Here is a 25,729-nt window from a genome sequence, read left to right on the forward strand (position 1 = left end):
GGAATAGACAATGCAGATAACAGCCAGTTTAGTCAAAGAACTTCGCGAGAAAACCGGTGCCGGCATGATGGATTGCAAGAAGGCATTGGCAGAGACTGACGGTGACTTGCAGAAAGCCACGAGCCTTCTTCGCGAGAAAGGCATTGCGAAAGCGGCTTCAAAATCGAGCAGACAGGCAAAAGAAGGCGCTATCATATCTTATATTCATCCCGGCGACAAGCTCGGTGTGCTACTCGAGCTGAACTGCGAGACCGATTTCGTTGCTCGCACTGACGATTTCAAAGAGCTTTCCAAGAACATCGCTATGCAGATTGCCGCCTCAAGCCCGCTAGTGATTGCGCGGGAAGAGTTGGATGAGGAGACGCTCGAAGAGGAGCGCAAGATCTATCGGACTCAGGCTTTGAATGAGGGCAAGCCTGAGCAGATAGTCGACAAGATCGTGACCGGCAGGTTGGAGAAGTACTATCAGGAAGTCTGCCTTCTTGATCAGCCATATATCCGCGACCAGGACAAGTCCGTGTCTGACCTTCTGACCGAGGCTGTCGGCAAACTGGGCGAGAACCTGGTCATCAGACGTTTCAAACGATTCGCATTGGGTGAGTAGATGTCTAACCCTCGCTTCAGACGGGTTCTTCTGAAGCTGTCGGGCGAGGCGCTGATGGGCGACCGCCAATTCGGCATCGACAGCGCAATGCTCGATTTCGTCGCAGGGGAGATTGCTTCCGTGCGGCAGCTTGATGTCGAGCTCTCCGTTGTCGTCGGTGGTGGGAACATCTACCGGGGACTCGCGGCTGCAGAGCGGGGTGTGGATCGCGTCACCGGCGACTACATGGGAATGCTCGCCACGGTTATCAACTCAATGGCATTGCAGGATTGTCTCGAGCAGAATAACATCGACACCAGAGTGATGACAGCTTTCAATATGGAAGCTATCGCTGAGCCTTACATCCGACGCAGAGCTGTCCGCCATCTTGAAAAGAGCAGAGTCATTATTCTTGCGGCGGGAACCGGAAATCCATATTTTACTACTGACACGGCTGCAGCGCTTCGAGCAATGGAAATTGAGGCGGAGGTTCTATTGAAAGCGACGAAGGTCGATGGGGTCTATGACTCTGATCCGGTGACCAATCCAGATGCAAAACGATTTGATACGATATCCTATGGCGATGTCCTCAACAAAGGTCTGAAAGTCATGGATTCGACAGCAACCGCGCTTTGCATGGATAACAACATACCGATAATCGTATTTGATCTTCACGTCAAAGGCAATATCAGACGAGTGATAGAGGGCGAGAGAATTGGTTCAATCGTCCAAGCAGGGGAGCAGGTATGATTAAGACGATCACCAAGGCGGCTGAAGATCGCATGAATAAGACGATCGACGCCGTGAAACAGCAGTTGGCGTCGATTCGAACCGGAAAAGCCTCACCATCGCTGGTGGAGAACCTCAAAGTCAACTACTACGGCAGTATGACTCCGATGTCTCAGGTGGCATCAATATCGGCTCCGGAACCGAGGCTCCTGGTTGTGCAGCTCTGGGATAAGACAGCGGTGCCGGAAGTTGTTAAGACCATTCAGTCTTCCGATCTTGGCCTGAATCCGCAGGTTGAAGGGCAGATCCTCCGAATTCCGATCCCTCCGTTGAGCGAGGAGCGCCGAAGGGAGCTTGTCAAGCTGGCCAAGAAGTATGGAGAAGAGGCCAAGGTTGCTTTGAGAAATATACGGCGTGATGTCAACGATGAGTTGAAGAAGACTGAGAAGGAAAAGAAGATTTCAGAAGACCAGATGCATGATGGTCTGCAGGATGTTCAGAAACTCATCGACGATTTTACCAAGAATGTCGATCACCTTACCTCAAAGCGCGAAGCGGAGGTTATGGAGCTGTAGAAGGGTTAGAATTGCCGCGCTCAAATTATATCAGGAAGATTTTCGAGAATGGCAATGTTCCCGAGCACGTCGCCATTATCATGGATGGAAACGGGCGGTGGGCGAAGATGCGGGGACAGCCGAGATGCTCCGGCCACAAAGCGGGAGTTGAGACGGTCAAGACTATCGTCAAGGCGTCCGCACGCATAAACATCAAGGTCCTCACTCTGTTCACATTCTCTGTCGAAAATTGGAAGCGCCCCAAGTCCGAAGTCTCTGCGATCATGAAACTCCTCTATGATAAGACGAGAAGCGAGCTCGACGAACTCAATAGAAACAATGTCCGGCTGACTGCCATGGGACACATCGAAGGCCTTCCGGTGACCCGAAGAAATGCGCTCAAGCACGCTATAAAGACGACCCGCAAGAACGACGGCTTAGTGTTGAATCTTGCGCTGAATTACGGCGGGAGGACCGAGATTCTCGATGCCGTCAGGAAGATTGCTGTGGATGTCAAGAAGGGTCAGGTCAGCCCGACAAAGATCGATGAGGCTCTGTTTGCGTCATATCTGTATACCAACGGCCATCCCGACCCTGACCTTCTGATTCGCACATCGGGCGAGAAACGTCTTTCGAACTTCCTGCTCTGGCAGACGTCATACACCGAGCTTTATGTGACCGATACTCTCTGGCCCGACTTCACCGAGGACGATTTCTTCAAAGCCATCATTGAGTACCAGACGCGCGAACGGCGATTCGGCGAACTTTCGCGGAACTGACATGAAGCAGCTTGCAGCACGTGTTCTGGTAGCTCTCATCGCAATTCCCATACTCGTTAATCTGGTACTCTACGGCAGGTTCATGCTGGTCGCGTTTGTCTCGGTTTTGACCGCCCTCGGGTTCTGGGAATTCATGAAAATGACTCAGACGCGGATTCAGTTTTTCCCACACGTCCTTGTGTTCATCTGTCTCATAGCCACCAATTGGTTCGTCTACTACTATGGCGAGTCAGCACTTCTGTATTCGCTCCTCGCCGGATTCTTGATCGTCACATTCTCTGCTGTCTTCAGGCGCGATGTTGCGACAGCGAGCAACAGAATTGTCTTCACGCTATTCGGCCTGTTCTATGTCAGCCTGTTCAATTTCTTCATACTGGTACGCGAAACCGACCTGCTTAAATACTCTGACTACAAAGAAGCGGGTGTCTGGATACTGTTTGTTTTCGCGGTCATATGGATCTGCGACACTGCGGCATACTTCATCGGAACGCCGCTCGGCAAGCACAAAATGTCGCCGATGGTGTCGCCAAACAAAAGCTGGGAGGGATTCGCCGCCGGAATGATTTTCGGGACTGTCACCGGATGGGCATTTTCGTTCTTAGCTCTAAAAGACATCCCCATCCATCAACTTCTGATCGCGGCTTTCACAATCTCTCTCGTGGGGCAGCTCGGCGATCTTGTAGAATCGATCTTCAAGCGCCGGTTCGGTGTCAAAGACTCCTCGAACATAATCCCAGGACACGGCGGTGTGCTCGATCGCTTCGACTCACTCCTCTACGCTATGCCGGCGTTATATTTTCTGCTGCTGGTACTGGTGTATCGGTAATCTGCAGGAATCACTGCGTATACTGCCATTAGAACGAGAATCCCACTTTGAAGAACTTCGTGTCATCATAGTCATCGTAGGCTTCGGCTTTGGCGTAATCTATCGTAACATCAACCGAGCTGAGGAAATGCGCGAAGGTTGCACTGCGGGGCTTAATCCATTGCATCTGCATCATCCATGCCAGCACTCCATGCAGGCTGAGGCCGAGTCCATAGGTATTGATGGTGTCGTAGCACTGCCCGGTGCGCACATACACGATGCCGAGAAGTCCGATTTCACCTCCGACTCTGTCGGTATATTTGTTGAATATGTCGCGCCAGGAGTCTCTTTCCCATGTGATGATCAGCGATCCCATCATTACATTCACGCTTCTCAGTGTACTGCGGATTCCGAGGCCGAGGGTCCCTTCGTGTGAATGTCTTGTTTCGAAATATGCCACAGAGGGTGTCAATTCGAGTCGAATTGACGAAGGATCGTGAACGGACCCATCGTTGTACCAATTCAGGATGTCGGCTATCGGAATCTCGAGAATCGCGCCGATATCATGGGCGTAATCATCCGATGACGAATTCCCAAATCTGCCTGTAGAGGTCGATCTATACTTGATCTGTCTATACGTGTAGCCGACGCCGACTCTTACGAAGAATTGAGCCGCCACACTGCCAGTATAGTAGTCTGCATCCCGGTACCATTGATGGATCTCGATTGGAATGCCTTCATATCCATAAGAAAAGTATGGTCCCGAGTCGAATTCTGATCTGACGTAGGACAGTCCAACCGCCACGGTCAGTCTGTCACTGTCCCTATCGAGTTTCAGCGATTTTGTCGATGCACCGGCGCTGATGCTTGAGGTCGATATATTGGATGAATAGTAGGGGTAGGAAGATACGGAGTTTTCCCTTGGAAGTGATACTGACAGGAACTTATCAAAATGGAGTAATGCTGTGGTTCCGGGATTGTGAAGCGCCGACTGATTGTCGACCAGATTGATAGAGCACCGCCCCATTGCAATCGCACGAGGGGAGTCGATCCAGTACAGTGAGGATTCGCTCGGTTGACCGACTTTGGACTGAGCGAGCACAGGTGAATTGTGAACCATCATGACGCATGACAAGATGATGGTTGCGGACACGACTCCAATTCTACAGCGTGACATATGGCCTCCCGTTTGATACTTGTTCCAGGCTGCTTTGCCATAACGTTTTATCGGACCTTCTGTCACATGATAGCTTCACGCATTTGGAAAGTCAAGCAGATCACATTGCGCCTTTCTTCACTCCTGTCTGAAGATCAAAGCTAGTTGGAGAGCCTCTTCGATAGTCTCGAGCACAGTCGGAATCAATCTGACATCCTCGCCTTCGACTAAAACTGTCTTGATCATGATTTCGCGGGTTATTTTCACGCTGTCGTTCTCTCTGACTGAATGCCCATCAACCTCGCAGATGTCGTTCTTTAAAGCCACACAGCCGGAAAATCCTTCCAAACGAGAAAGCAAATCGCCGGTGATGACCGTCTGGATGAAAACGATCTCGGGGACATAGAAGGCAAAGAGAGTCCTGAGATCGTATGTTCTCCAGACACCGATGGGGATTGTGGGATTGCGCCAGTCAAGAGTCCCCACAAGCTGGTGTCTCAGTTTTGACAATTGGCATCTTCTGTGTGTGCCGGAGATTTCAAACACATTTGAGTGTGATGTCTGCGCCATTCTCTCGTGCGACAGGAGAATCAGCGATGGCAGCAGTCCTCGCAAGACGCTCTGCACCGACTGCGTGGCTGTCTGCATCTGCAATGAGTTTATTTTGCATTGCTCATCGATGAGCCTCGCGGAGTGACCGCTTGCCTTAAGGCTTAGATTTCCCGACAGCCACTCTCCCTCAATAGAATGGAAAGTCTCGACTATCTGCAGGCGATTCCTGCCCGGATCATCATTCGCGATCAGCCTGATCTCACATGTCTCGCCCACCTCGAGCCCCTTAAGACCCTGATATCTGGAGGGTGCGGAGGCGAACGGTGCGTACCGATCAGCCGCGTCTAGATATATCCACTTGTCATTGAGCAGGACTTTGACGAAGACATGATCGAATTGATCTGATGGCAAGTCCTCAAAAATCAGGCCGCGCTCGCCAGAGACAAAGACGTAATTGGAGGGCAATCCGAGTCTCTTACATACAAGATTCAGCAGATACGATTTGTCTTTGCAGTCAGCGATTCCAGCCTCAACAATAGCCTTGGCTCGTCCAGTCGCTCCGATGTTTTTGAGTGCCGAGCCTATCGATCCATACTTCAAACCGTCGCGAATCCAATAGAATGACCGTTCAAGGGCCGAGGCTTCGTCTGCGCTTGCATCGATGATTTCCGTCAGGACAGTCGGTAACTCGTCCTCGGAATTGTCAGATCCAAGGTTGTGCTGGATGATTCTCGATGCGACATTTTCCCAGGTTTCGTCCGAGGTCCCACAGGCGATGATCGGGTTCAGAAAGCTGTCTTGATACGGGAAGCCGATGTTTCCCGCCGGGATGTAATTCCGAGAGTTGAAGCATACTCTCTGCCGTGAATTGTCCAGTGAATCTTCACGCTCAACGTTATCCGACTCGTTGACAATTCTAAATGAGAGGGACCAGTCAGCCGGAGCTGCGAATTCGACTTGTCCCAGAAGCGTGGGATGAAATTCATGATTCAGATTGGCAATAACGGTTGCCGTATGCTGTCCTTCCTTCGCGGGTGCTCCCTCCTTGCACAAGATGACGTGCGACATCTCAACAATGTCCCCTACGGCGAGATGGGGCAGTAGCCACGTTCCTGCGAGGCGACTTTCAGTAGTAATATAGATGTTCTTGTCCGAACTATCGCCAACAGCAAACTGCTCAGGCGACAACTCATGAGCAGTGTCATCCGCGGAGATAATCCGCACCCTTGTAGACAGAAAACGTTCTGAGCTCGAGAAGTCAAAACTAAGCGCAGTTAACATTCGTGCCGCTACTTGTCTGCGGACTAAGAGAGCTTCTCGAAACCTCTTCAAATACCACCCGTCAATGTCGAACAGTATTCGCTGCTCCTTCTTCAGTGCCACGACGCCGTAGTGCGGTTCAATATCCCAGTCTCGATATTTGCTCCGCAGTTCTCGTATCTCTTCCTCACTCAGCATGGGCTGCTTGTCGTATAGAACTCTGAAGAGCGGAAGCCCGTCTTCGGCGCAGCCGTTCACAGCTGAGCGAACCGCGAATTCCTGAGCTTCATCGCATTTTTGAAGGGCATCGAACGATTGAGCCATAAGGAAGTGTACATGCGGGTTCACCGGTGCAAATTTGCAGTACTCCTTGAAGTTGCGTAGTGCCGCAGCCCAATCGCCGGCGTTGTAAAAGTTCAGCCCGGTATGAAAGAATCCGACATCCTCATAATTCCTGGAAACCACTCGTATTTTGAATTGATAATACACATCGTACATCGGTTCCTGCAGAGTCACCTTGATCCTGTCTACAAGTTCCGACTTGCCAGGAGTGATGCGCATCTCAATCTTGTCCGGCTTGTCATAGTATGAAACCCCGTACGAGTCACAAGTCTCTTCATCTCCGAGCAGAAACTGCATCCCGGCAATGGTGCAGTTGACTGGTTTCGAGAAGAACAGTCGTAACCTGACAGGTGCTCTAGGAGAGAAGAATCTAATCTCGAACTCTGAGCTGCCGTTAAGAAACTGCTGCATGAACTCGAATTGCTCAAGCATGCGGGAGGAGGTTAGAGAGATAGCCGCGGCAGAAAATCGTCTGAACAAAGGAAGCCTCTTGATATCGACGGTCGGGGGGGATGTGGGGATCTGTGGTGCCCTGTCATCACGGAACTGATTCTGCTCTTTCCTGTCCTTCGCCGCCTTTACCACTTCATTCAATATCGCGATGATGGCTACTGCTGCCAGTACGGGGCCGATAGCACTCATTCTGTACTCCGGAACGCTCAGTTGTCAGCAATGATAATCGGATACAGATCACTTGCATGCGTACTATAAGGACTATTGAATGCAGTGTCCAGTCATTTCTTGTCGTGATCTGCAGGCTTTGATGCGCTCTTGGGGCTATAACCAAGTGGCCAACAAATGCGTCTGAATAAGTCTGAGCGTTCTGCGATCGGGTGTATGATCTTTCATCTTGACATTGCGCCTACTTTGTCAATATTAGCCTAACCGGCTGAAGCTGGAATACTGGTGCACCTTGACTAGATTGGCACTATGAAGAAACTGCTCGACTATATCTTCTTTACGCGACCGGTGTTGTTTCCGCCGGTCTGGACGATTCTGATACTCGGTGTTCGAGCTGCGGACGCAAGGGAGGGGGCGTCGCCGTTCTATTCGACGGGTGCGGATGGTCTGGATCCGACGTTCATCCTGCTCATGTTTCTTGCGACCTGTCTCTACGCCGGTGTCTACACATATAATCAGATACATGATATCGAAACCGACCGCAAGAATGGCAAATTGTTTTTCCTCGCCGAAGGGATGATTTCGACAACAGAGGCTCTGCTGATCACGGTAGTGCTGGATGCTGTCGCGATTGCTGGTGGATTCTATATCAGCGTTCACATTGGTTACGCGTTCGCGGCGGTGCTGATCCTCGGTATACTCTATTCTCACCCGCGCACGAATTTCAAGGGCAAACCATCGCACGGCTATTGGGCGAACGCCTTCGGACACGGCATGTTGCCTTTTATTATCGGCTGGGCATTCCTGGACAGTATCTCACTTGAAGCCGCATTCAAATCTACTCCGTACCTGTTTGGAGTCGGCGCGATTTTTCTGAACACGACTCTTCCAGACAGGAGGGGTGATGAGGATGCTGGCAAGATTACGCACGGTGTGCGATGGGGAGTGAAATCGACCATGCAGGCATCTGTGTTTCTCGTCATTCTGTCGGTCATTCTAGCTCAAATGTCTGGTGACTATGCCTATCTGATATCCGGCCTGATTGCGCTGCCATTTTTCATTCGAGCGGCAAGATCACAGAAACTGGAACACATCACTCTCTCGACAAAAATCGCCATACTTGCTCTCTCAGCCTTCGCTTGCATATATCTTCCGTACTATTTAGCTCTGCTCCTTATCGGATTCATGGTTGCCCGCGCCTACTACAAGATGAGATTCGACCTCGATTATCCAACTCTGCGCTGACCCTTCAGAAACCAAAGTTTTTGTTGCCATGATTTCAGCCTCGGGCTAATATTTTAAGTTGAGGAGGCATGTGTATGAAGAAACTCGCTGTTCTATCGGCGGTGTTGGTGATTATTGTCGGATGTCAGCCTGCTGTCCGGTACTCGCCAACTCCTGAGAAACCACGCGTCAGCACAAGATCGGACGCGACAGATCCAGGCGGTCGTAACCTCACCGAGCATTCAGGAACTGTCGATACCGATCGCATGACGAAGATCATCGACTCATATCTGGGGACATCGTACAGGCAGGGCGGGTACGGGAAGCTCGGTGTAGACTGCTCCGGCCTTGTCTATGCAATTTACCGTGATTACGACAAGCTGCATCTGCCGCCGAACACACGGAAGCTGTTTGACGGTCTGCAGCGGATTGATTACCGCGACCTGGCAATGGGCGATCTTGTGTTCTTTAACCTCAACGGCAAACTTGCATCGCACGTGGGGATATACATCGGCGACAGCAAGTTCGTTCACTCATCAGAGAGCCGTGGCGTTGTGATCTCATCGATGTCTGAACAGTATTACCGCGAGACATTCGTGGGTGCACGTCGCGTCATTGGGTAATATGACTGAGCCGTCACGCAAGTCCGTTGGATCGATTCTGGCAGCAAACTATGCTGTCGCATTCATCCTGTTTGGATCGTTGCATTTCCTTGCTCCTTCAGTGACTGCTAATTTCGCGGTTTCCTCCGAATCTGCAATGTTCGACTGGTTGATGATTGTGTCTGTAATGGCTTCATCCTGGGCAGTCTGGCTTGTGATGGTCAGGCAGAGGTGCGTCAATGGACTCGGTCTATGGCGACTGCTCAGAGCTGATCTCGGTGCGGCGTCAATCTTCTTCCTGATAACTGCAGTTCTATTTGCGATTGCAGCGATAAAGCTCGACATCGCGATTCCACCGCAATCCAATCTGATCGATAACAAGGGAGTCAGCCAGATTGTCAACTATTGTCGGATGCCGATTCTGAGTCACCCGATTGCGCTCTACATCCTAATCACCGTCCTGACATACAAGATTGTTCGGAAGCCGGACGACTACAGACGAGGGATATTGATTGGCGGACTGCTCATTTTCACATATTACTTCATGATGTATGCCTGCGGAGCTGTCTTCGCAGAACTTCTGAGGAATCTGCTTGTTTTTCCTGACAAAACGCATCTATTAATGATGTTCATCTTCTGGCTGCCAACTCTGCTCTTTGTGTTGGCGGCCTATATTGTGTATTCATCTGCAGTCAGTACTGATTGACTATGCCGGAAAAACCCTACGCAACTAAGCTGAAGAACCTGCCCAGGAATCCCGGTGTCTACTTGATGAAGGACAAATCGGGAAAGATCATCTATATCGGAAAGGCGAAGATCCTCAATAACCGCGTGCGCACCTATTTCCAGAACGGCCAGGTGCTTGATCCGAAAACGCGCGCGCTGATATCGAAAATCCATGATTTCGAATTTCTCGTGACCGACACGGAAATGGAAGCGATGATTCTCGAAAGCAATCTGATCAAACAACATAAGCCGCGATATAATGTGAATCTCAAGGATGACAAGCGTTATCCGTATGTCAAGGTGACGACCGACGAACCGTATCCCAGAATTCTGATAGTACGCAGACTCTATAGAGACAAAGCCAGATATTTCGGACCATTCACGAACGTCACAGCGATGCGCCGCATGGTACGATTCATCACGCGGCTTTTCAAGATTCGTACCTGTAGCCTGACAATTCCACATCCGCGAGGCAGGGAGCAGAAGGTCTGCCTCGAATATCGCATCAAGCGCTGTCCCGGTCCATGCGAGAATCTTATCTCGGTTGATGAATATCGAAAACAGATTGATCGCGCTTGCATGTATCTGTCCGGCCGCTCCGAAGAGCTTGTTCAGGAGCTCAATGAGAAGATGATAGCGCTCTCTGCCGGGATGGACTTCGAAGGCGCCGCGGAAGTGCGCGATCAAATTCGCGCAATCGAAAGCGTTCGGCAGAAGCAGAAAGTCGCTGCGGATAGAAGTGTCGATCGCGATGTCATCGCCTTTGCCAGATCGGCGCGCGATGCCGCATGTGTGATACTTCAGGTGCGTGAAGGCATCCTGATTGGTAAGCAGCATTTTTATCTGAAGATCGAGCCGGAGACGACCGGCAACGAACTGGCTGGCGCATTCGTGAAGCAATATTACATGCATGCTGCGAATCTGCCGGAGGAAGTCTATCTCTCGAATGAGATAGAAGATGGCGAGTTGGTCCGCGAGTGGCTCTCCGAACGGTTGGGCAAGCAGCTCAAGCTGATGATCCCGCAGCGGGGGGAGAAGCTCAAACTCGTCGACATGGCAGCAGCGAACGCTAAACTCGTGCTCGATGAACTGCTCGTCCAAAAGCAGGGATACAAGAAGCGGGTCGGCTCTACGCTCCTCAAGCTGCAGCAGGATTTGAGGCTGGAGAAGACTCCGATGTCGATGGCATGTATCGATATCTCGAACCTTGGTGAAACCGACAAGGTCGGATCGCTCGTGTACTTCGTCAACGGGAAGCCGAGAAAGAGTCAGTACCGGCATTTCAAAATAAAGACTGTCGTCGGGCAGGACGATTTCGCGTCGGTGCGAGAGGTTGTCACGCGGTACTACACTCGCCTGATAGAAGAGACCAAGGATGGTCCCGATCTCTTGGTTATTGATGGCGGCAAGGGCCAGTTATCCGCGGCGCTCGAAGTTTTCAACGAGCTCAATCTTGATGTGAAGGTGATCGGCCTCGCGAAAAGGCTCGAAGAGATCGTGATGCCGTATCAGAAGGATACTCTCATCATTCCGAAGTCCTCACCGAGTCTGCGAATACTGCAGAGACTGAGAAACGAGGCTCATCGATTCGCTATCGAGTATCACAGGAAGCTTCGCGGCAAGAGGACAATTGCGACCGAGCTGGAACAGATCGAGGGCATCGGGCCGAACAAAGCGAAGAAGTTGCTGAAGCACTTTAAGAGCGTGACACAGGTTCGTAAGGCGACAGTCGAGCAGATCAGCAAACTCCCCGGCATCGGCATCAAAGACGCCGAACGCATCAAAGCACATTTCGCAGGCAAGTAGAGCGGCTTTTTTATCGGTCTGCGGCAGGGCGGTCAGTTAGCCAGCCGCCTCAAGTTCGATCCTGTGGCACAATACTGTCATTTGTTATGCAATATATTTGCCAACTTGAACTTTTGTAAGCTAATAGCATCGTACAATTGGGGCATGCAACGGACGCACGAAACGTACTTCAGTGCGCTATCGCAACTGGCTGATGCTTCTTCGAAGGAAGCCATTTTGGCTAGGATAATGGAGCGGTTGTGCCACGCCCCTGGAAAACATCTCTTATACGTGATTGCGCTATCGATGTACATCAATGCTGTCGCAAACTCTCCAAGATATTCGTGAATTACTCCTTTATTTGCCCACGCAAGAGCAAATTCTCTATTGTAAGCTATGGCGGTATCATGGCAAGCGTTAGCTTGCTCGTAATTCCTGAGATTCTGCAAAGCTATTCCGCGATTTGTCCAAGCCTCAGGATTGTCGCGGCGAAGTGCAATAGCTGAATCAAGGCTGGCTACTGCATCCAAGTACCGTCCCATCTTGGAGAGTGTTACCCCCCGATTGTTCCACACTTTCTCAGCCTTCCTGTTGTACTGAAGTGCCGAATCGTAACTACACACAGCACCCTTCAAATCTCCCATGTCGGACTGTGCCCTCCCTCGGTTGAGCCATGCACCAGAAAATCCTTCTCTTAATTCAATGGCAGTGTCGCAGCTAGCGATCGCTGCCATGAATTGCCCCAGCAAACCAAGCGCAGCGCCCCTATTGCTCCACGCTTCTGGATACTCTCTATCGATGTGGATAGCCTTGTCGTAACTGGCTACCGCCTCTGCGTACTTTCCGAGATCGTCGAGCGCCGTTCCTCGATTGCACCAAGCTACGGGGTCGTCACTTCTACGTGCAATCACCGAATCGCAGCTCGCGACAGCATCCTCGAACCTCTGTAATCTCCTCAGAGTGACGCTTCTGTTGGTCCAAAGGCTTGGATAATTCCTGTCAAACACGAAGACAGAATCGTAGCAGCTGAGCGCCCTAGCGTAATCTCCCATAGAATGATAAGTGGCTCCACTGTAGAACAGAACGGCTGCCATAGTCTCTGCGTCGCTCAAAGCTGCTGCGCGAGTTACTTCGAGCAGTGTCAGTGCCATTCCATAATTCTCAACACCTATTGCGACAATGGCGCTATCTAATGTTGTTTCAACAATTCCCTGAAGACACTCGGCCTGCCTTCGTGCGTTCTCTCGACATTCATCGCACTCTGTATCAGAAAAGGACTTGCTAATATATTCCTTCAGGCTGTCCATTTCGCACTTCTGGCTTTCCTCGAAAGCGGCAATGATCCGGTCCGCAGGTTCATCCGATGGATACACACAGACGGCAGCTACAACCGTGCATATTGCTCCGATTATGCTTAACCACCATACGCATCGTCTCGCCGATTTCCCTTTAGCTCGTTTGCCCACGATGATTGCAGCAAGTCCGAACGCCCCTGCAAAACAACCAATTATGTATGGAAAGTAGTTCCACATTCAATCAATAGCCTAGTCGGTGCGCAATATCCCCTGTATCGTAGTCATTACATGTATTTGCTTGCCAATATATCGGTTCTTGCATACGCAAGGCAAGTAATTTTCTCCAAACGGGTTTGTGCAGCAATTCCCGACATAGAGAGTCGATTTCACAGGGACATAACTCAACCGCAATGATACTGTGTTTGAGATCAGCTATTGGCAACAGAAAATCGCCGGATCTACATCCGGCGATTCTCGAACCCAACTACGTAACTCGGAAATTTATACTAACGATTCTATAACATAGACTTCGGTAGTGCGCTGCCCCTCTGAGTATCCATTCTCTTCAACTACCAGCGCCATCGACTTATCGTCTGTCTGGATAGTCAAGAATAAGCCGTGGCCGTTCTTCAACTCAAAAGCGCTTTCGACTCTGCCACCAATGATCTTCCTCAAATCTTCTTTCAGATTCTCAGTAACGGACATGTTTACCTCCCCGTTTCTTTAAGTAATGGTTTTAGGTGATGATGTTGACATGAGAGTTGCATTTGTTGCACTCATTTCCTTTTAATCCAACGACACTCGTCGAATATCCGGTTCGTGATATCAGAAGATTCCCACACACAGGACAGACCGTGTCGGAAGTTCCTGCTATCTGCGCATTTCCAACGTATACGAAATCGAGCTGCTCATGAGCGATTTCATAAGCCTGCTCAAGAGACTTCATCGGTGTGGCATCAATATCCATTTCATGGGCTGGGAAATATCGAGATATGTGAAATGGAATACTTCTGCCGAGTCCTGCGATCCACAGCACCAGATCTCGAACATCGTCTTCGGAATCATTCAATCCTGTGATCAGTAGATTTGTGATTTCGACATGGATTCCTGCATGAACACAAGCTTCAACTGTCCCTTTGACAACGTCAAGATTCCCTTTGCAAACTCGCCGGTAGAACTCATGCCGAATCGATTTTACATCGATATTTACAGCATCGATATATGGCAAAAGCTCCGCCAACGGCTCCGGATTGATGTAGCCGTTCGTTACGCAAACATTATAGAGTCCGCGTTTGTGAGCTGCTTCTGCTGCATCGTAAAGATACTCGAACCAGATAAACGGCTCACTGTATGTGTATGCGATTCCTGGGGAATGTCGCTCTATCGAAATATCTACAAGTTGTTCCGGAGGGATGTATGACGTCGCTTGCTTCTCCTGCGATATAGACCAGTTCTGACAATTCTTGCAGGAGAGATTGCAGCCGTTCGGCCCTACCGATAGAATCGGGTCGCCCGGATGAAAATGATATAGCGGTTTCTTTTCGATAGGATCAATGTTGACCGAAACGACTTCGCCGTAGTTGGTGGCGACCATCTTGCCATTCTCGTTGACTCTTCCCATACAGATTCCCTCGTTGCCGTCGCGAATCTTGCACCTCACCGGGCACAGCAGACAGCGCACTCGCCCATCGGGCAAAACCTCAAAATGTCGTGCATCATGCTTCATCGGACGCGGGACCACCGGTCAGTACATCAATCGGTATCGATTCATATTAAGGCTTGTTGAGAAACCCTAAATGACGTCATTGCGAACGAAGCGTGGCAATCTCCGCATTTCACAATAGCTTTGCCTTACATAGAGATCGCCACGTCGCCTCGCTCCTCGCGATGACGACGATGGGCATATTTGGACTTTTCAACAAGCCCATATTAGCCGGTATGAATACGGTCTGGAAGAGGGGATTCAACAAAAACTATTCAGTGTTCAAGAATTTTCTGTATCCAGTGGGCAGCATCGAGAAGGTTGTCGGCAATGTAATCAGGCCAAGTACCTGCCGACTCAGATTTCTCCAATTCGGACTTGCCGTATCCTGTTAAGACGAGAATCCCTTTGCCACCCAGATTCTGGCAGAGCTGGACATCAGAGAGTTTGTCACCAATTGAAAAGCAGGTCCGAATATCAATGTTCAGCAGTTTTTCAGCCATCCTGACCATGCCGGGTGCTGGCTTGCGGCAGTCGCATTCGACACGATATTCAGCTACAGTAGCCTCCGGGTGGTGCGGGCAGTAGAAAAATAGGTCAGGGCGGGCATCCTGTTTTTCGAGGCGACGAAATATCTCCTCATTTATCTCGATCACTTGCTGCTCGGTTAGGTATCCACGCGCGACACCCGATTGATTGGAGACAACGACTATCACATATCCAAGCTTGCGCAATATCCCGATAGCCTCGCTCGAGTGCGGAAATATCTCGATATCGTCTACGTCCGTGAGAAAATCCTTCTCTTCGATCAGAGTTCCGTCACGATCGAGGAGAATCACTTTCTGATTGTCGTCAGTCAATTCCGGTAACCTCTCTGATGCTGTCGAGAATCAACTCCGCGTCCATCTTCGTAAAACAGAATCTCTCTTCCCGTAAACAGTCATCTGCGCCATGTTTGGAGCATGGCGAGCAGTATTCATCGACCGTCAGTGCTTTGCACTTGACGCCAAGAGGGGAGAATCCAAGAACGGGGTGGGTCGGTCCGAACAAACCGACAGTCGGAGCGCCTACCGCAGCCGACAGGTGCATCACGCCCGAATCGTTCGACACAGTACACTTGGCAGATGCAAGAACACCGGCCAGGCTCTGAATGGCGAGCCCTGTTAAGACAGACAATTGACCTGATTTGACAAGGTGGTCGAACAAATTGAGATATTCGAATTCATCTTTCTCGACGACGACTATCCTCAGATTCATCAACTGGACAATTCTCTCGGCAATATCGACCCATTGTGGTATTGGATAGTGTTTGGTTGGATGAGATGCTCCGACGGCGAAGACGGCATACCCACGCGGCGCCAGACCATTATCCTGCAATAACTGATTTATATTTCTTTCGACATCGTAGGGCAATACCAGTCTCGGAACCCGCGCGCCCGCAGCCACCTGTATCTTCTCAAGTATTGATAGATACAAATCTACCGTATGTCGATGCTCATCGCGAATCTTTTTCTTCACGGCTCTTTGTCTGGCTCGCCAGTTCTTGGAGTAGGTCACGATCTTGTTAGCATTGAGCTGGAATTTAATCCACCAGCTTCTCATGTTGTTATGCAGATCGATCACAAGATCATATCGCTCGTTGCAAAGCCGCTTAATAGATGCTGCAAGACCGAGGAGTGATTGATCTCGACCAGGAATTTCGAGAGTGTGGATGTTGTCCACACCGGCAAACAGTTTGACAACATCGCGATATTCTGCGCGTGTGAGATAGTCTATAACTGAGTCAGGGTACGCAGCTCTTATCGATCTCACTGCCGGTTCAGTGAGTATCACATCACCAAGATGCGATAGCCGTATGATGAGCACACGTTTCACTTGATGAATACGATCCCGAGAATTCCGGCGATCAAAGTGTAGATACCGAAGAGATATATCTTGCCGCTGATGACCATCTTTTGCAGCAGGAGCAGGGCGAAGTATCCCGATACAAACGCAACCGCCATCGCTATGATATAGCTTGATATTCCAAAAGAGAGCCCTGTTTCGATGGCATCGATTCCCGTGAGCAGAGTTGCACCTATTATCGCAGGCATCGAGAGTATGAACGAGAAGCTGAATGCTTCCTGACGGCTGACACCACTGAATAATCCTGCCGTAATCGTGCTGCCGGATCGCGAGATCCCGGGAAGTATCGCCAGCGCTTGCGCGCAGCCGATTAAGAACCCGCTTTTGAGAGTTACATGTTTGCCCTTCGGCTTTGCAAGAAGTGTCGAAAGCAATATAGCCGATGTCACTAACAGCATGGCGGAAGCCATCCTGGCAGACGAGAAGGCTGATTCAATCTGATCTTTGAAAAGCAACCCTATCACCATAGCCGGGATTGTTGCGATACAAATGATGACGAACTGGCTGAAATCACGCGTGGTCATTTCGTCGCGAATTCCGACAATAATCTTGATCGGCGAGAGGAATATCCTCGTCAGAACCGGGAAGAAGAACGCGACTACTGCGAGGAGAGTCGCAAAATGTGTGGCGACTTCAAATGATATGTCATTGGACGAGACTCCCAACAAATGCTCCACCAGTACCAGATGACCGGAAGAGGAGACAGGGAGGAACTCGTTCAGCCCCTGGACGAGGCCGAGAAGCAGCGCATCGAGAAATGTCATTCTATTCGGCGCTCCAGTGAGTATCGCATCGATCAATACACCGCAAAATTGATTCCGGCTATAAGACCGATCTGGTCATCAAACTGAAATTCCAGGTAGAACTGCACGCGATCCCCCGGCTTGTACTGTCCGCCCAGATTCAGACCGATGTCGAAGTCAGATTTATCGTCGTCCCCGTCCGATACACCCTCGATGCGCAGTTGCAGTCTTCCGTATGGCGAAATGCTGGAATTGTTCTTAAGTCTGATCGGATAGGAAGCCACCAACCCCATGCCTGCCAGCCACAGCGTGGCATTTTCGCCGATATCGTAAATCTCAGCCACCCAGTTGAGTGCCATATCCGGCATAGCGCCAGTTACCTTGTTGTAGAAGTGGTATTTTATCCCCGCACCAATCATGAAATTGGGATCATCTCCGCCTTCTGAATCGAGTATGCCGGACTTGACCTCGAAATCAGCATTAGACATGATTCCGATCGCGAAACGGCCAAATATCGTATTCGCGTCTTCATAAGCTCCGACGTACGCACCCAGGTCGATTGAACCGGGAGGAACCGCCTCCGCTGTAGAAATCTGCCCCGTAACGCCGCCGACGTTTAGTGACCGGTTTCCCGAGTTGGCGAGGGCCCTGTTCATATCCTGCTCACCACAATATGCGGTTTGAATAGAAACAAATAGCACGATGATTACTATAAGAGTTCCGTTCTTCATCTTACCTCCCGTAGAATTGACCAGCTTCGAACCTATTTTCCATCTTCCATACCGTTGTTGTAACTCATACGTAGTAAGGCAGCTGTTTGATCCAAAGATAATTGCCTAACCCGATTCAGCCTGGATCGAAACAGCAACACGTACAAGGTTGCGATTGACAGCGCAAATCCTGTTCGCCCATCATGGGTTGTCCCAGCTTCAAAGTCAACAACTAACTGTGGCGTAACTGTCACGGGGAGTAGGGATAGTGATGTTGTGTGATATTCGAATCATAGCGATGATCAATCGCATGGGCTGAAAGAGGTTGAGATTCCTACCAGTTGGGAATCCCAATATCGTCGGGATCTCCCGGCTGTGCGTCTGCATGAGAACTGACAATCAACAATTCTGATCCTGATCTTATCCAGTTCTTTTGAGCTCGGAGTGTCGTTCAGTACTTGGGCTGGCCGCTCAGATACGGCTCAGATTTCTATTGACCTTTTCGTCAGGGGGTATTAATTGCCGAAGTCAAGTAACTGGAGGCGGTATGGCACAGCAGACTGAGCACGATCTTTCGAAATACAGGCAGAAACTCGAACAGATTCGGGGTTATCTTTGACTTAGAGCAGCGCGAGTCGAAGATTGCCAAGCTCGAAAAGCAGTCCACCGACGAGAGTTTCTGGAACGACTCCTCAAATGCGCAGTCAGTCCTCAAACAGCTCAAGCTCGAAAAGAATATCCTGGAAGAGATCGATGGCCTCGATAGAGAACTGCAGGATATGGAAGTCCTGATGGAACTTGTCGAGGAGGAAGATTCTGCTGAAGCCCAGCAGGAATTTGATGCTGCTGCCGAGAAATTTGCCAAGAGGCTTGACGCTTTCGAGTTCAAGACATACCTCTCCGATCCTGATGATCCCAGCTCCGCGCTGCTAACCATACATCCCGGCGCCGGAGGCACGGAGTCAATGGACTGGGCGTCCATGATTTTGCGTATGTATATGCGCTGGGCCGAGCAGAACGGCTTCGAAACCGACACCATCGACTTTCAAGCCGGTGACGAGGCCGGAGTCAAGTCGGCCACTATCGAGATCAAGGGCGATTATGCGTACGGCTATCTCAAAGGGGAATCGGGGGTACACCGACTGGTAAGGATCTCGCCGTTCGACGCTAACAAGCGCCGCCACACATCCTTCTGTTCCGTATTCGTATTGCCTGAAGTTGAAGGTGATATCAACATCGAAATCAAGTCTGACGATTTGCGTATCGATACTTACAGAGCATCCGGAGCTGGTGGGCAGCACGTTAACAAAGTCTCGTCGGCGGTGCGCATAACTCACGAACCTACCGGCATTGTCGTGCAGTGCCAATCGGAACGTTCTCAGCTCAAGAACCGTGAGTCGGCAATGAAAGTGTTGAAGGCTCGTCTCTATCAGTTGGAGAAGGAAAAGGAAGAGGCGAAGAAGCAGAAGCTCGAAGCAACCAAGAAGAAAATTGAGTGGGGTTCCCAGATACGGTCGTATGTATTCCACCCTTACAATATGATAAAGGACCATCGCACCGATTATGAAACTTCGAATGTCACCGCAGTTATGGATGGGAATCTTTCTGAGTTCATTAACTCATATTTGATGTTCAGTAAGTAAGTGCAAGCGGAGGAATAATGAGCATCCTGGAAGAACTTCAGAATAAGGCGCGAGCTTTGAACAAACACGTCGTCCTGCCGGAGGGTGAAGAGCCCCGAGTAGTGCAGGCGGCTAAGATGATTGTCGAGAGTGGAATCGCGAAAGTGACCCTGCTCGGAGGCGAATCGAAGGTTGCAGCCCTCGCGAAGCAGTATGGTCTCAATTTGAATCAGGTTAATGTGATCGATCCGGGCAGTTCTGATAAGCTTAATGATTATGCGGAGCAGTTCTGCGATATGCGCAAGGCGAAAGGGACCACACTCGAACAGGCCAAAGAACAAATGAAGCAGGTGCTTTATTTTGGCGCCATGATGGTGAAGCGAGGCGAGGCTGATGGTTCGGTGGCAGGCTCGGTTCACACTACCGGCGATGTTCTCAGGGCGGGAATTCAGGTGATAGGCCTGGCTGAAGGCATCAGATCGGTTTCGTCATGCTTCATGATGGTCGTGCCTGAGTTCATGGGTGAAACCGATAAGGTCTTTCTGTTTGCTGATGGCGCAGTGATCCCCAATCCGTCTGCGGCTCAACTCGGTTCGGTCGCTGTTTCCACTGCTCGCACGATGAAGGTCCTCGTCGGGGAAGATCCAAAAGTCGCGATGCTGTCGTTCTCTACCAAAGGATCAGCGGAACATGCAGATGTGACCAAAGTGCGAGAGGGACTCCGAATCGCCAAGGAGATCGATCCGAATCTGGTGATTGACGGCGAATTGCAGGTCGATGCTGCTATAATACCGAAGATCGCCAACTCAAAAGCGCCCGGCTCACCGGTCGAAGGGAAGGCAAATGTGCTGATTTTCCCTGACCTCGACGCAGGCAACATCGCATACAAGATAGTGCAGCGCCTTGCAAAGGCTGAGGCTATCGGGCCGATCATTCAGGGTCTTGCCAAGCCTGCGAACGACCTTTCGCGGGGCTGCTCACCCGAAGATATCGTAAACGTGACAGCTATTGCGATGATAATGAGCACGCTGTAGTTTGAGCGAGAGTCATCCCGACTTGGGCTGCTGTTTTTTGGAGGAACTTACTCCGCCGGAGTGCTATTACATATGTGTTGATTTGGACGGAGAAAACTGATATGCCAACTTATGAATACCGCTGCAGAACCTGCGCCTACGAGTTTGAGGAATTTCAGAGCATTGCTGATCCTGCCCTGACAAAATGCCCAAAATGTGGCGGCTTGATCGAGCGCCTGATTTCGGGCGGCGGTGGGCTTCTATTCAAGGGCTCCGGATTCTATATCACTGATTACAGGTCCGAAGGCTACAAGAAGGCCGCTCGGGCGGACAATGCCCCCACATCGTCCACAACGCCGCCTAAATCGGGAGACTCAAAGAGCAAAAAGTAACAGTCCCGTTGTGGAGAGTATATGCCGCTTGATCGTGATGTCATTCGGATTCTGGAGGATGGATTTCCGGATGCCGTATTGCACTCTGACAGCGACGACTTCGGCGAGTACCTGCACGATGCCACCGAGATCGATCACACTCCCGATCTTGTCATTTTCCCCAGATCAAGTTCGCAAGTATCAAGACTTGTTCAGCTTGCAACCGAACATTCATTTTCAATCATAGCGCGCGGTGCCGGGACCGGATTCTCCGGCGGAGCGGTGGCAACTCACGGGGGCGTCGTAGTCTCGCTTGAAAAGTTGAATCGTATTCTTGAGATCAATGCTCAGAATCGATCTGCCACTGTAGAAACCGGGGTGATCACGTACGATCTCGATCAGGCGGCGAACAGGCACGGTCTATTCTATCCTCCCGATCCGGCGTCGCACAAAGAATCGACACTCGGCGGAAACCTCGCAGAATGCGCCGGTGGGCTTCGCTGTCTCAAGTATGGTGTTACCAAGGATTATGTTCTCGGATTGGAGTACGTCGATTATGAGGGCAATATCCATCGCACCGGCTCGATGAGTGATACATCTGAGTCTCTCGATCTCACTTCGCTTCTGACTGGTTCCGAGGGCACGCTTGGAATTGTGACAAGCACGCAATTAAGACTCCTGCCGATGCCTGAATCGCGGATGACATTCCTGTATACATTCAGAGACGAAGTCGACGCTGCCAGAGCGGTGTCCGAGATTCGACGATCGGGAATATTGCCATGTGCGATGGAGTTCATGGATCGTGGCGCCATAGGTCCCGTTGTTGCCCATCTGAAGCTGGCTGATATGCAGAATTCCACCGCGATGCTGCTGATAGAACTTGACGGTTCTGACGATGATGTGAGCCGAGACGTTGCAGCGCTGATGCCACTGGTACGGCGATTCAATCCGATTATCCAGAGGCAGGCTACCGATGACAACGAACGCGAGAGCCTCTGGCAGATTCGTCGAGAGCTGTCCACTGTCGTGAAAGCGCTCTCCAAGGTGAAAACATCCGAGGATGTCTGCGTACCGATCTCGAAATTCGCCGACCTGGTGGCCGAGATTCAGTCTATCGGCTCGAAGCACGGTTTGCAGACCGGATCTTTCGGCCACGCCGGAGATGGCAATCTTCACGTGTGCTTCATCATTCCCGAATTGACAGATGAGGTTCGCTCGGCGATTGAGGCTGCAAAAGCACAGCTTCTTCGCGCAACTCTGGCACTGGGCGGGACAATCTCGGGCGAGCATGGTATCGGCTTCACCAAGAAGAAATACCTGTCGGAAGAGCTTGGTGATGATGGCATAGAACTGCTGAGAATCATCAAGCAGTCATTCGATCCCAGGGGAATTATCAATCCCGGCAAAATTATCTGAAGGCAATGTCACAACGTCTATTAAAAGAGGAAGCGGCCGATTAATTCGGCCGCTGAGGAAAAATAGAAGATTATGTCTTTGAAGCAGATGAATAATGTACTCTGCTTTTGTATACGCCCGGTTTTTGGAGAAGTTCGCCTTTTCGTGACTATGTTGGCAAAAAAAATGTAAGTTGGCTCGTAACTCGCGTTCCGGCTGATTTCGGCGCCATCGGTTTAGCTCGTCGTTTTTATGTTGAATTAGGCCTGTTTTCGGCTGTAATATACACGGGGACAGATGGATGTGTCGAGACAGACTCACGCCGGTCTCTGAGGTTGACGCATGAGCACTGATCGTACAGCTACGTTCAAAGAAGAGCAGCGGTTTCACCAGCCGTGGCTATGGATACTGATTACTGTCTCATCTATTCTATTGATAGGCATATTCGGTTATGGCATGTACAAGCAGCTTTTGCTCGGAGAACCATGGGGTACAAATCCGATGTCGGACAGACTGCTGCTGATACTCGGGCCGATTTACATTCTACTTGGCGTTGCCCTGTATGTCCTCTTTCGCACCACGAGGCTGATCACGGAGGTGCGTTCTGATGGTCTCTATGTGCGGTTCATTCCTTTTCATTTCAGCTTCAAACGCTTCCGCTTTGACGAAATCGAGGAGTACAACATCATGACCTACCGGCCAATTCGCGATTTCGGCGGATGGGGGATTCGGATCGGGCCGAGCGGATGGGCATACAACGTCAGCGGCAACAAAGGCATCTACTTCATATTCCGCACAGGCAAGAAACTGATGATCGGCTCGCAGAAGCCGGAAGAATTCGCGCGAGCGCTCGATTCGATGATCGGATAGATCGCAGTCCGAAACGATTCCTGCTATTTCGATTCAAACAGCAGAGTCTGCGAAAACGGTTGACGGCGCAATCAAATCCTGCTTTCTTGCCCTGCTGAGAACACACCGCCGTAATTTGGCGGTCGATCCGGATTGTGATGAACCTTGAACCGGAGTAAACGATGGCTAAGATGTCAAGTATAAAACCGGCCAGCCGAACAGCTGATATCAGATATGCGGTTCGCGATATAGTCGTGCTTGCCAAAGAGGTTGCGAAGACACGCAAGGAAATGCTGTACCTCAATATAGGCGATCCAAACCAATATGATTTCGTAACTCCACCGCACATGGTTGAAGCAATCCACCGCGCACTGACCTCGAATTTCAATGGCTACTCGCCGTCATCCGGAATTCAGGAGGCAGTCGACGCAATCGATTGCGAAGCGCGCCGCAAGGGAATCGACAATATTCTCGACCTGTTTGTCACAACCGGGGCGAGTGAAGCCATCGAAATCTGCCTGACAGCTCTCGCTGACGAGGGCGACAATGTCATGACCCCAGCGCCCGGCTATCCTCTATATCAGGCCGTGTTGGCAAAGCTGAAAGTGGTCGAGAATGCTTACTATTTGAACGAAGATGACGATTGGCAGCCTGATCTCGACGACATATCAAGCAAAATTAACAGCCGTACACGCGCGATTGTGATGATCAATCCGAATAACCCCACCGGTTCGGTTTGCAGCGAGGAGACGATGCGTGGGTTGATCAAGCTGGTGAAAGAACACAATCTCGTGATTTTTTGCGATGAGATTTACGATAAACTAATCCTCAACGACAAGAAGCATATCTCACTGGCATCGCTCGACAGGAACGTGTCCTGCATCACGTTCAATGGCCTTTCGAAATCGTATCTCGGACCTGGACTCAGAATCGGATGGGGGATTGTGAGTGGTGATGGTGCGGTGATGAAGGACTACATCGAAGCGATCAACAAGATTCTGCGGGCAAGACTCTGCGCAAATCATCCCATACAGTATGCTATCAAGCCGGCTCTTGAAGGTGACCAGTCGCATCTCGATATCGTCCGCGATAAGCTGCGCCGCCGCCGTGATATCACGACCGACATGCTCAACGACATTCCGGGAATGTCGTGCGTCAAGCCGGAAGGCGCGTTTTATGCCTTCCCGAGGATCTATATCGATCAGAGTGACGAACACTTCGTAAAAGAGCTGATCAAAGAGACCGGCGTTGTTGTTGTTCCGGGTAGCGGATTCGGTCAGGTGCCCGACTCGAGGCATTTTCGGGTGGTGTTCCTGCCGCCGGAGGATATCCTCAAGAAGGCGTACTCAAGCATGGCGGATTTCTTCAAGAAGTACGTCGCCGATCATGAGAACGTGACAGCGTAGACGTATCGCAGATCACTGTCAAACCGTTGACAAACGGTACCCAGACGGCAAGTCATTCCCATGGGGGGCTTGTTGATAAGCCATGCGCATTGCAAAATCCGTCATCGCGAGGAGCGGAGCGACGTGGCGATCTCAATTCGCGCATTGCCTACAGACTACCAATAAAGAACAGAATCGCCGCTGCCATCTTCACTGCCGGGCAGAGCTTCATCGGCAGAATCGAAGTTCTCGCGCCAGTGAACATCGATAGCGCGGCGAGAACAATAAGCATCAGTCCGCACAACCTGTACGCAAGTATTGCAGCCGGATTGTCGGTGCCGAAAGTCAGTGAGAGTATCATGACGAGTACACCGATGAAGCAGAGGGTATAACCTTCGGCGATCCATTCCATTGTGATAATTTTCCGGTTGTCGCCGCTTAATTCACCGAATCCTCTGACGATAGATTTCGTCGGGACAAGGTGACCGATCCCCCAGAGAATGATGATCGTCGATCCAATATAGAGTAGTATTTCATTAGTCATTGCGGTGCCCACCCTTCTTCTTGTGCATACCGTTCACTGTTCAATGGTATGGGCATACCCCGACATAAAACGCCTTACTGCGAAACATCCTTGTCTGATGGCGGGAAGTGCTCCTTCAGGTCTATGGCCATGCGTGAGACTGTATCGTGAATACCGAAACCGAATTGATATTTTCTGAATCTGTCGCTCAGCCTGTCGATCTGTTGCTGTAACCATGTTTCGCCAAGCTTCTCTGTTATGCCCGCGCCCGCGAGGAGGATTAGTTTGTGCTGGAAGAGATTCACATAGAGCAGTATTCCAGCGCCGTTGGCAGCTTTGTCCAAACCAAGCTTGACGAACTCTGCCCTTGCTGCTTTTTCCGGCATAATCTTGTCGTTCGTGATGCGCACAACAATTTCGCAGCCTGTCATCTGCTCAAATCGCTTCACCATTCCGGCGATATCAGATAGATCATCTCCCGCAAAAAGCTGCTCCAAA

The 25,729-nt window shown here is 50.6% G+C and carries 26 protein-coding genes; 15 read left to right on the plus strand and 11 right to left on the minus strand.

Annotated elements, in window-relative coordinates; translation table 11 throughout:
* Positions 1-10 precede the first annotated feature (10 nt).
* The 5 genes from tsf (at position 11) to KKH67_11155 (ending at position 3,471) form a co-directional block, all read left to right on the plus strand.
* Positions 11-604, plus strand: a complete 594-nt coding sequence (gene tsf / locus KKH67_11135; GenBank protein MBU1319732.1) for a translation elongation factor Ts — start codon at positions 11-13, stop codon at positions 602-604.
* Entirely contained in the window at positions 605-1,333 is a 729-nt protein-coding gene (pyrH, locus tag KKH67_11140) for a UMP kinase (GenBank protein ID MBU1319733.1), read from the plus strand.
* Entirely contained in the window at positions 1,330-1,887 is a 558-nt protein-coding gene (gene frr / locus KKH67_11145) for a ribosome recycling factor (GenBank protein MBU1319734.1), read from the plus strand. The genes pyrH and frr overlap by 4 nt, the downstream gene beginning before the upstream one ends.
* A gap of 80 nt (positions 1,888-1,967) precedes the next feature.
* On the plus strand, positions 1,968-2,645 hold the full coding sequence (locus KKH67_11150; GenBank protein MBU1319735.1) for an isoprenyl transferase: 678 nt from the start codon (positions 1,968-1,970) through the stop codon (positions 2,643-2,645).
* A 1-nt stretch (position 2,646) separates the two neighbouring features.
* Positions 2,647-3,471, plus strand: coding sequence for a phosphatidate cytidylyltransferase (locus KKH67_11155; GenBank protein ID MBU1319736.1), 825 nt, complete (start codon positions 2,647-2,649; stop codon positions 3,469-3,471).
* A 28-nt stretch (positions 3,472-3,499) separates the two neighbouring features.
* Here the strand turns inward: KKH67_11155 and KKH67_11160 are convergent, their stop codons facing one another.
* Both KKH67_11160 and KKH67_11165 read right to left on the minus strand, forming a co-directional pair.
* Positions 3,500-4,627 (minus strand): hypothetical protein, encoded by a 1,128-nt coding sequence (locus tag KKH67_11160; GenBank protein MBU1319737.1) that lies wholly within the window; start codon positions 4,625-4,627, stop codon positions 3,500-3,502.
* A 117-nt stretch (positions 4,628-4,744) separates the two neighbouring features.
* Complete coding sequence (locus tag KKH67_11165) at positions 4,745-7,402, minus strand: DUF3857 and transglutaminase domain-containing protein (GenBank protein MBU1319738.1); 2,658 nt, start codon at positions 7,400-7,402, stop codon at positions 4,745-4,747.
* Between the two features lie 288 nt (positions 7,403-7,690).
* Between KKH67_11165 and KKH67_11170 the strand changes: the two genes are divergently transcribed.
* The 4 genes from KKH67_11170 (at position 7,691) to uvrC (ending at position 11,739) form a co-directional block, all read left to right on the plus strand.
* Positions 7,691-8,626, plus strand: a complete 936-nt coding sequence (locus tag KKH67_11170; GenBank protein MBU1319739.1) for a UbiA family prenyltransferase — start codon at positions 7,691-7,693, stop codon at positions 8,624-8,626.
* A 74-nt stretch (positions 8,627-8,700) separates the two neighbouring features.
* On the plus strand, positions 8,701-9,228 hold the full coding sequence (locus KKH67_11175; GenBank protein ID MBU1319740.1) for a C40 family peptidase: 528 nt from the start codon (positions 8,701-8,703) through the stop codon (positions 9,226-9,228).
* A 1-nt stretch (position 9,229) separates the two neighbouring features.
* Positions 9,230-9,913, plus strand: coding sequence for a hypothetical protein (locus tag KKH67_11180; GenBank protein ID MBU1319741.1), 684 nt, complete (start codon positions 9,230-9,232; stop codon positions 9,911-9,913).
* A gap of 2 nt (positions 9,914-9,915) precedes the next feature.
* Positions 9,916-11,739, plus strand: coding sequence for an excinuclease ABC subunit UvrC (gene uvrC, locus KKH67_11185; GenBank protein ID MBU1319742.1), 1,824 nt, complete (start codon positions 9,916-9,918; stop codon positions 11,737-11,739).
* Between the two features lie 77 nt (positions 11,740-11,816).
* Here the strand turns inward: uvrC and KKH67_11190 are convergent, their stop codons facing one another.
* From KKH67_11190 to KKH67_11220, 7 genes are all read right to left on the minus strand, one after another.
* A complete protein-coding gene (locus tag KKH67_11190; GenBank protein ID MBU1319743.1) occupies positions 11,817-13,250 on the minus strand; it encodes a tetratricopeptide repeat protein in 1,434 nt (477 codons plus the stop codon).
* A 264-nt stretch (positions 13,251-13,514) separates the two neighbouring features.
* Entirely contained in the window at positions 13,515-13,718 is a 204-nt protein-coding gene (locus tag KKH67_11195) for a hypothetical protein (protein MBU1319744.1), read from the minus strand.
* A 31-nt stretch (positions 13,719-13,749) separates the two neighbouring features.
* Complete coding sequence (gene amrS / locus KKH67_11200) at positions 13,750-14,739, minus strand: AmmeMemoRadiSam system radical SAM enzyme (protein ID MBU1319745.1); 990 nt, start codon at positions 14,737-14,739, stop codon at positions 13,750-13,752.
* 251 nt (positions 14,740-14,990) lie between these two features.
* A complete protein-coding gene (locus KKH67_11205; protein MBU1319746.1) occupies positions 14,991-15,575 on the minus strand; it encodes an HAD-IIIA family hydrolase in 585 nt (194 codons plus the stop codon).
* Positions 15,568-16,590 carry a glycosyltransferase family 9 protein gene (locus KKH67_11210; protein ID MBU1319747.1) on the minus strand — a complete coding sequence of 341 codons (1,023 nt, stop codon included), beginning with the start codon at positions 16,588-16,590 and terminating at the stop codon, positions 15,568-15,570. Before KKH67_11210 ends, KKH67_11205 begins: the two co-directional genes overlap by 8 nt.
* Complete coding sequence (locus KKH67_11215) at positions 16,587-17,384, minus strand: undecaprenyl-diphosphate phosphatase (protein MBU1319748.1); 798 nt, start codon at positions 17,382-17,384, stop codon at positions 16,587-16,589. Before KKH67_11215 ends, KKH67_11210 begins: the two co-directional genes overlap by 4 nt.
* 32 nt (positions 17,385-17,416) lie before the next feature.
* Positions 17,417-18,094 carry an outer membrane beta-barrel protein gene (locus KKH67_11220; protein ID MBU1319749.1) on the minus strand — a complete coding sequence of 226 codons (678 nt, stop codon included), beginning with the start codon at positions 18,092-18,094 and terminating at the stop codon, positions 17,417-17,419.
* A 539-nt stretch (positions 18,095-18,633) separates the two neighbouring features.
* Between KKH67_11220 and prfB the strand changes: the two genes are divergently transcribed.
* From prfB to KKH67_11250, 6 genes are all read left to right on the plus strand, one after another.
* Positions 18,634-19,716 carry a peptide chain release factor 2 gene (gene prfB / locus KKH67_11225; GenBank protein ID MBU1319750.1) on the plus strand — a complete coding sequence of 361 codons (1,083 nt, stop codon included), beginning with the start codon at positions 18,634-18,636 and terminating at the stop codon, positions 19,714-19,716.
* A gap of 17 nt (positions 19,717-19,733) precedes the next feature.
* On the plus strand, positions 19,734-20,729 hold the full coding sequence (pta, locus tag KKH67_11230; protein MBU1319751.1) for a phosphate acetyltransferase: 996 nt from the start codon (positions 19,734-19,736) through the stop codon (positions 20,727-20,729).
* Between the two features lie 101 nt (positions 20,730-20,830).
* The gene (locus KKH67_11235) at positions 20,831-21,100 is read left to right on the plus strand and encodes an FmdB family transcriptional regulator (protein MBU1319752.1); all 270 of its coding nucleotides are present in this window, start codon (positions 20,831-20,833) and stop codon (positions 21,098-21,100) included.
* Between the two features lie 21 nt (positions 21,101-21,121).
* Positions 21,122-22,495 (plus strand): FAD-binding protein, encoded by a 1,374-nt coding sequence (locus tag KKH67_11240; protein MBU1319753.1) that lies wholly within the window; start codon positions 21,122-21,124, stop codon positions 22,493-22,495.
* A 321-nt stretch (positions 22,496-22,816) separates the two neighbouring features.
* Positions 22,817-23,344, plus strand: a complete 528-nt coding sequence (locus KKH67_11245; protein ID MBU1319754.1) for a hypothetical protein — start codon at positions 22,817-22,819, stop codon at positions 23,342-23,344.
* Between the two features lie 161 nt (positions 23,345-23,505).
* Positions 23,506-24,729: an aminotransferase class I/II-fold pyridoxal phosphate-dependent enzyme gene (locus KKH67_11250; GenBank protein MBU1319755.1), complete on the plus strand. Its 1,224-nt coding sequence runs from the start codon at positions 23,506-23,508 to the stop codon at positions 24,727-24,729.
* 148 nt (positions 24,730-24,877) lie between these two features.
* Here the strand turns inward: KKH67_11250 and KKH67_11255 are convergent, their stop codons facing one another.
* Both KKH67_11255 and KKH67_11260 read right to left on the minus strand, forming a co-directional pair.
* A complete protein-coding gene (locus tag KKH67_11255) occupies positions 24,878-25,252 on the minus strand; it encodes a hypothetical protein (protein MBU1319756.1) in 375 nt (124 codons plus the stop codon).
* 74 nt (positions 25,253-25,326) lie between these two features.
* Entirely contained in the window at positions 25,327-25,728 is a 402-nt protein-coding gene (locus KKH67_11260; GenBank protein MBU1319757.1) for a TPM domain-containing protein, read from the minus strand.
* Between the last annotated feature and the right edge of the window lies 1 nt (position 25,729).

The organism is Candidatus Zixiibacteriota bacterium (genome assembly GCA_018820315.1).
Lineage (GTDB): Bacteria > Zixibacteria > MSB-5A5 > JAABVY01 > JAHJOQ01 > JAHJOQ01.

What these genes read in the sequence shown, in the direction of transcription:
- KKH67_11240 (MBU1319753.1), top strand. Translation starts at nt 21,122, where the DNA reads ATGCCGCTTGATCGTGATGTCATTCGGATTCTGGAGGATGGATTTCCG.
- KKH67_11150 (MBU1319735.1), top strand. Translation starts at nt 1,968, where the DNA reads ATGGATGGAAACGGGCGGTGGGCGAAGATGCGGGGACAGCCGAGATGC.
- KKH67_11155 (MBU1319736.1), top strand. Translation starts at nt 2,647, where the DNA reads ATGAAGCAGCTTGCAGCACGTGTTCTGGTAGCTCTCATCGCAATTCCC.
- KKH67_11250 (MBU1319755.1), top strand. Translation starts at nt 23,506, where the DNA reads ATGGCTAAGATGTCAAGTATAAAACCGGCCAGCCGAACAGCTGATATC.
- KKH67_11180 (MBU1319741.1), top strand. Translation starts at nt 9,230, where the DNA reads ATGACTGAGCCGTCACGCAAGTCCGTTGGATCGATTCTGGCAGCAAAC.
- pta (MBU1319751.1), top strand. Translation starts at nt 19,734, where the DNA reads ATGAGCATCCTGGAAGAACTTCAGAATAAGGCGCGAGCTTTGAACAAA.
- KKH67_11175 (MBU1319740.1), top strand. Translation starts at nt 8,701, where the DNA reads ATGAAGAAACTCGCTGTTCTATCGGCGGTGTTGGTGATTATTGTCGGA.
- KKH67_11190 (MBU1319743.1), bottom strand. Translation starts at nt 13,250, where the DNA reads ATGTGGAACTACTTTCCATACATAATTGGTTGTTTTGCAGGGGCGTTC.
- KKH67_11165 (MBU1319738.1), bottom strand. Translation starts at nt 7,402, where the DNA reads ATGAGTGCTATCGGCCCCGTACTGGCAGCAGTAGCCATCATCGCGATA.
- KKH67_11160 (MBU1319737.1), bottom strand. Translation starts at nt 4,627, where the DNA reads ATGTCACGCTGTAGAATTGGAGTCGTGTCCGCAACCATCATCTTGTCA.
- frr (MBU1319734.1), top strand. Translation starts at nt 1,330, where the DNA reads ATGATTAAGACGATCACCAAGGCGGCTGAAGATCGCATGAATAAGACG.
- KKH67_11170 (MBU1319739.1), top strand. Translation starts at nt 7,691, where the DNA reads ATGAAGAAACTGCTCGACTATATCTTCTTTACGCGACCGGTGTTGTTT.
- KKH67_11215 (MBU1319748.1), bottom strand. Translation starts at nt 17,384, where the DNA reads ATGACATTTCTCGATGCGCTGCTTCTCGGCCTCGTCCAGGGGCTGAAC.
- amrS (MBU1319745.1), bottom strand. Translation starts at nt 14,739, where the DNA reads ATGAAGCATGATGCACGACATTTTGAGGTTTTGCCCGATGGGCGAGTG.
- uvrC (MBU1319742.1), top strand. Translation starts at nt 9,916, where the DNA reads ATGCCGGAAAAACCCTACGCAACTAAGCTGAAGAACCTGCCCAGGAAT.
- KKH67_11195 (MBU1319744.1), bottom strand. Translation starts at nt 13,718, where the DNA reads ATGTCCGTTACTGAGAATCTGAAAGAAGATTTGAGGAAGATCATTGGT.
- KKH67_11235 (MBU1319752.1), top strand. Translation starts at nt 20,831, where the DNA reads ATGCCAACTTATGAATACCGCTGCAGAACCTGCGCCTACGAGTTTGAG.
- KKH67_11245 (MBU1319754.1), top strand. Translation starts at nt 22,817, where the DNA reads ATGAGCACTGATCGTACAGCTACGTTCAAAGAAGAGCAGCGGTTTCAC.
- pyrH (MBU1319733.1), top strand. Translation starts at nt 605, where the DNA reads ATGTCTAACCCTCGCTTCAGACGGGTTCTTCTGAAGCTGTCGGGCGAG.
- KKH67_11255 (MBU1319756.1), bottom strand. Translation starts at nt 25,252, where the DNA reads ATGACTAATGAAATACTACTCTATATTGGATCGACGATCATCATTCTC.
- KKH67_11220 (MBU1319749.1), bottom strand. Translation starts at nt 18,094, where the DNA reads ATGAAGAACGGAACTCTTATAGTAATCATCGTGCTATTTGTTTCTATT.
- tsf (MBU1319732.1), top strand. Translation starts at nt 11, where the DNA reads ATGCAGATAACAGCCAGTTTAGTCAAAGAACTTCGCGAGAAAACCGGT.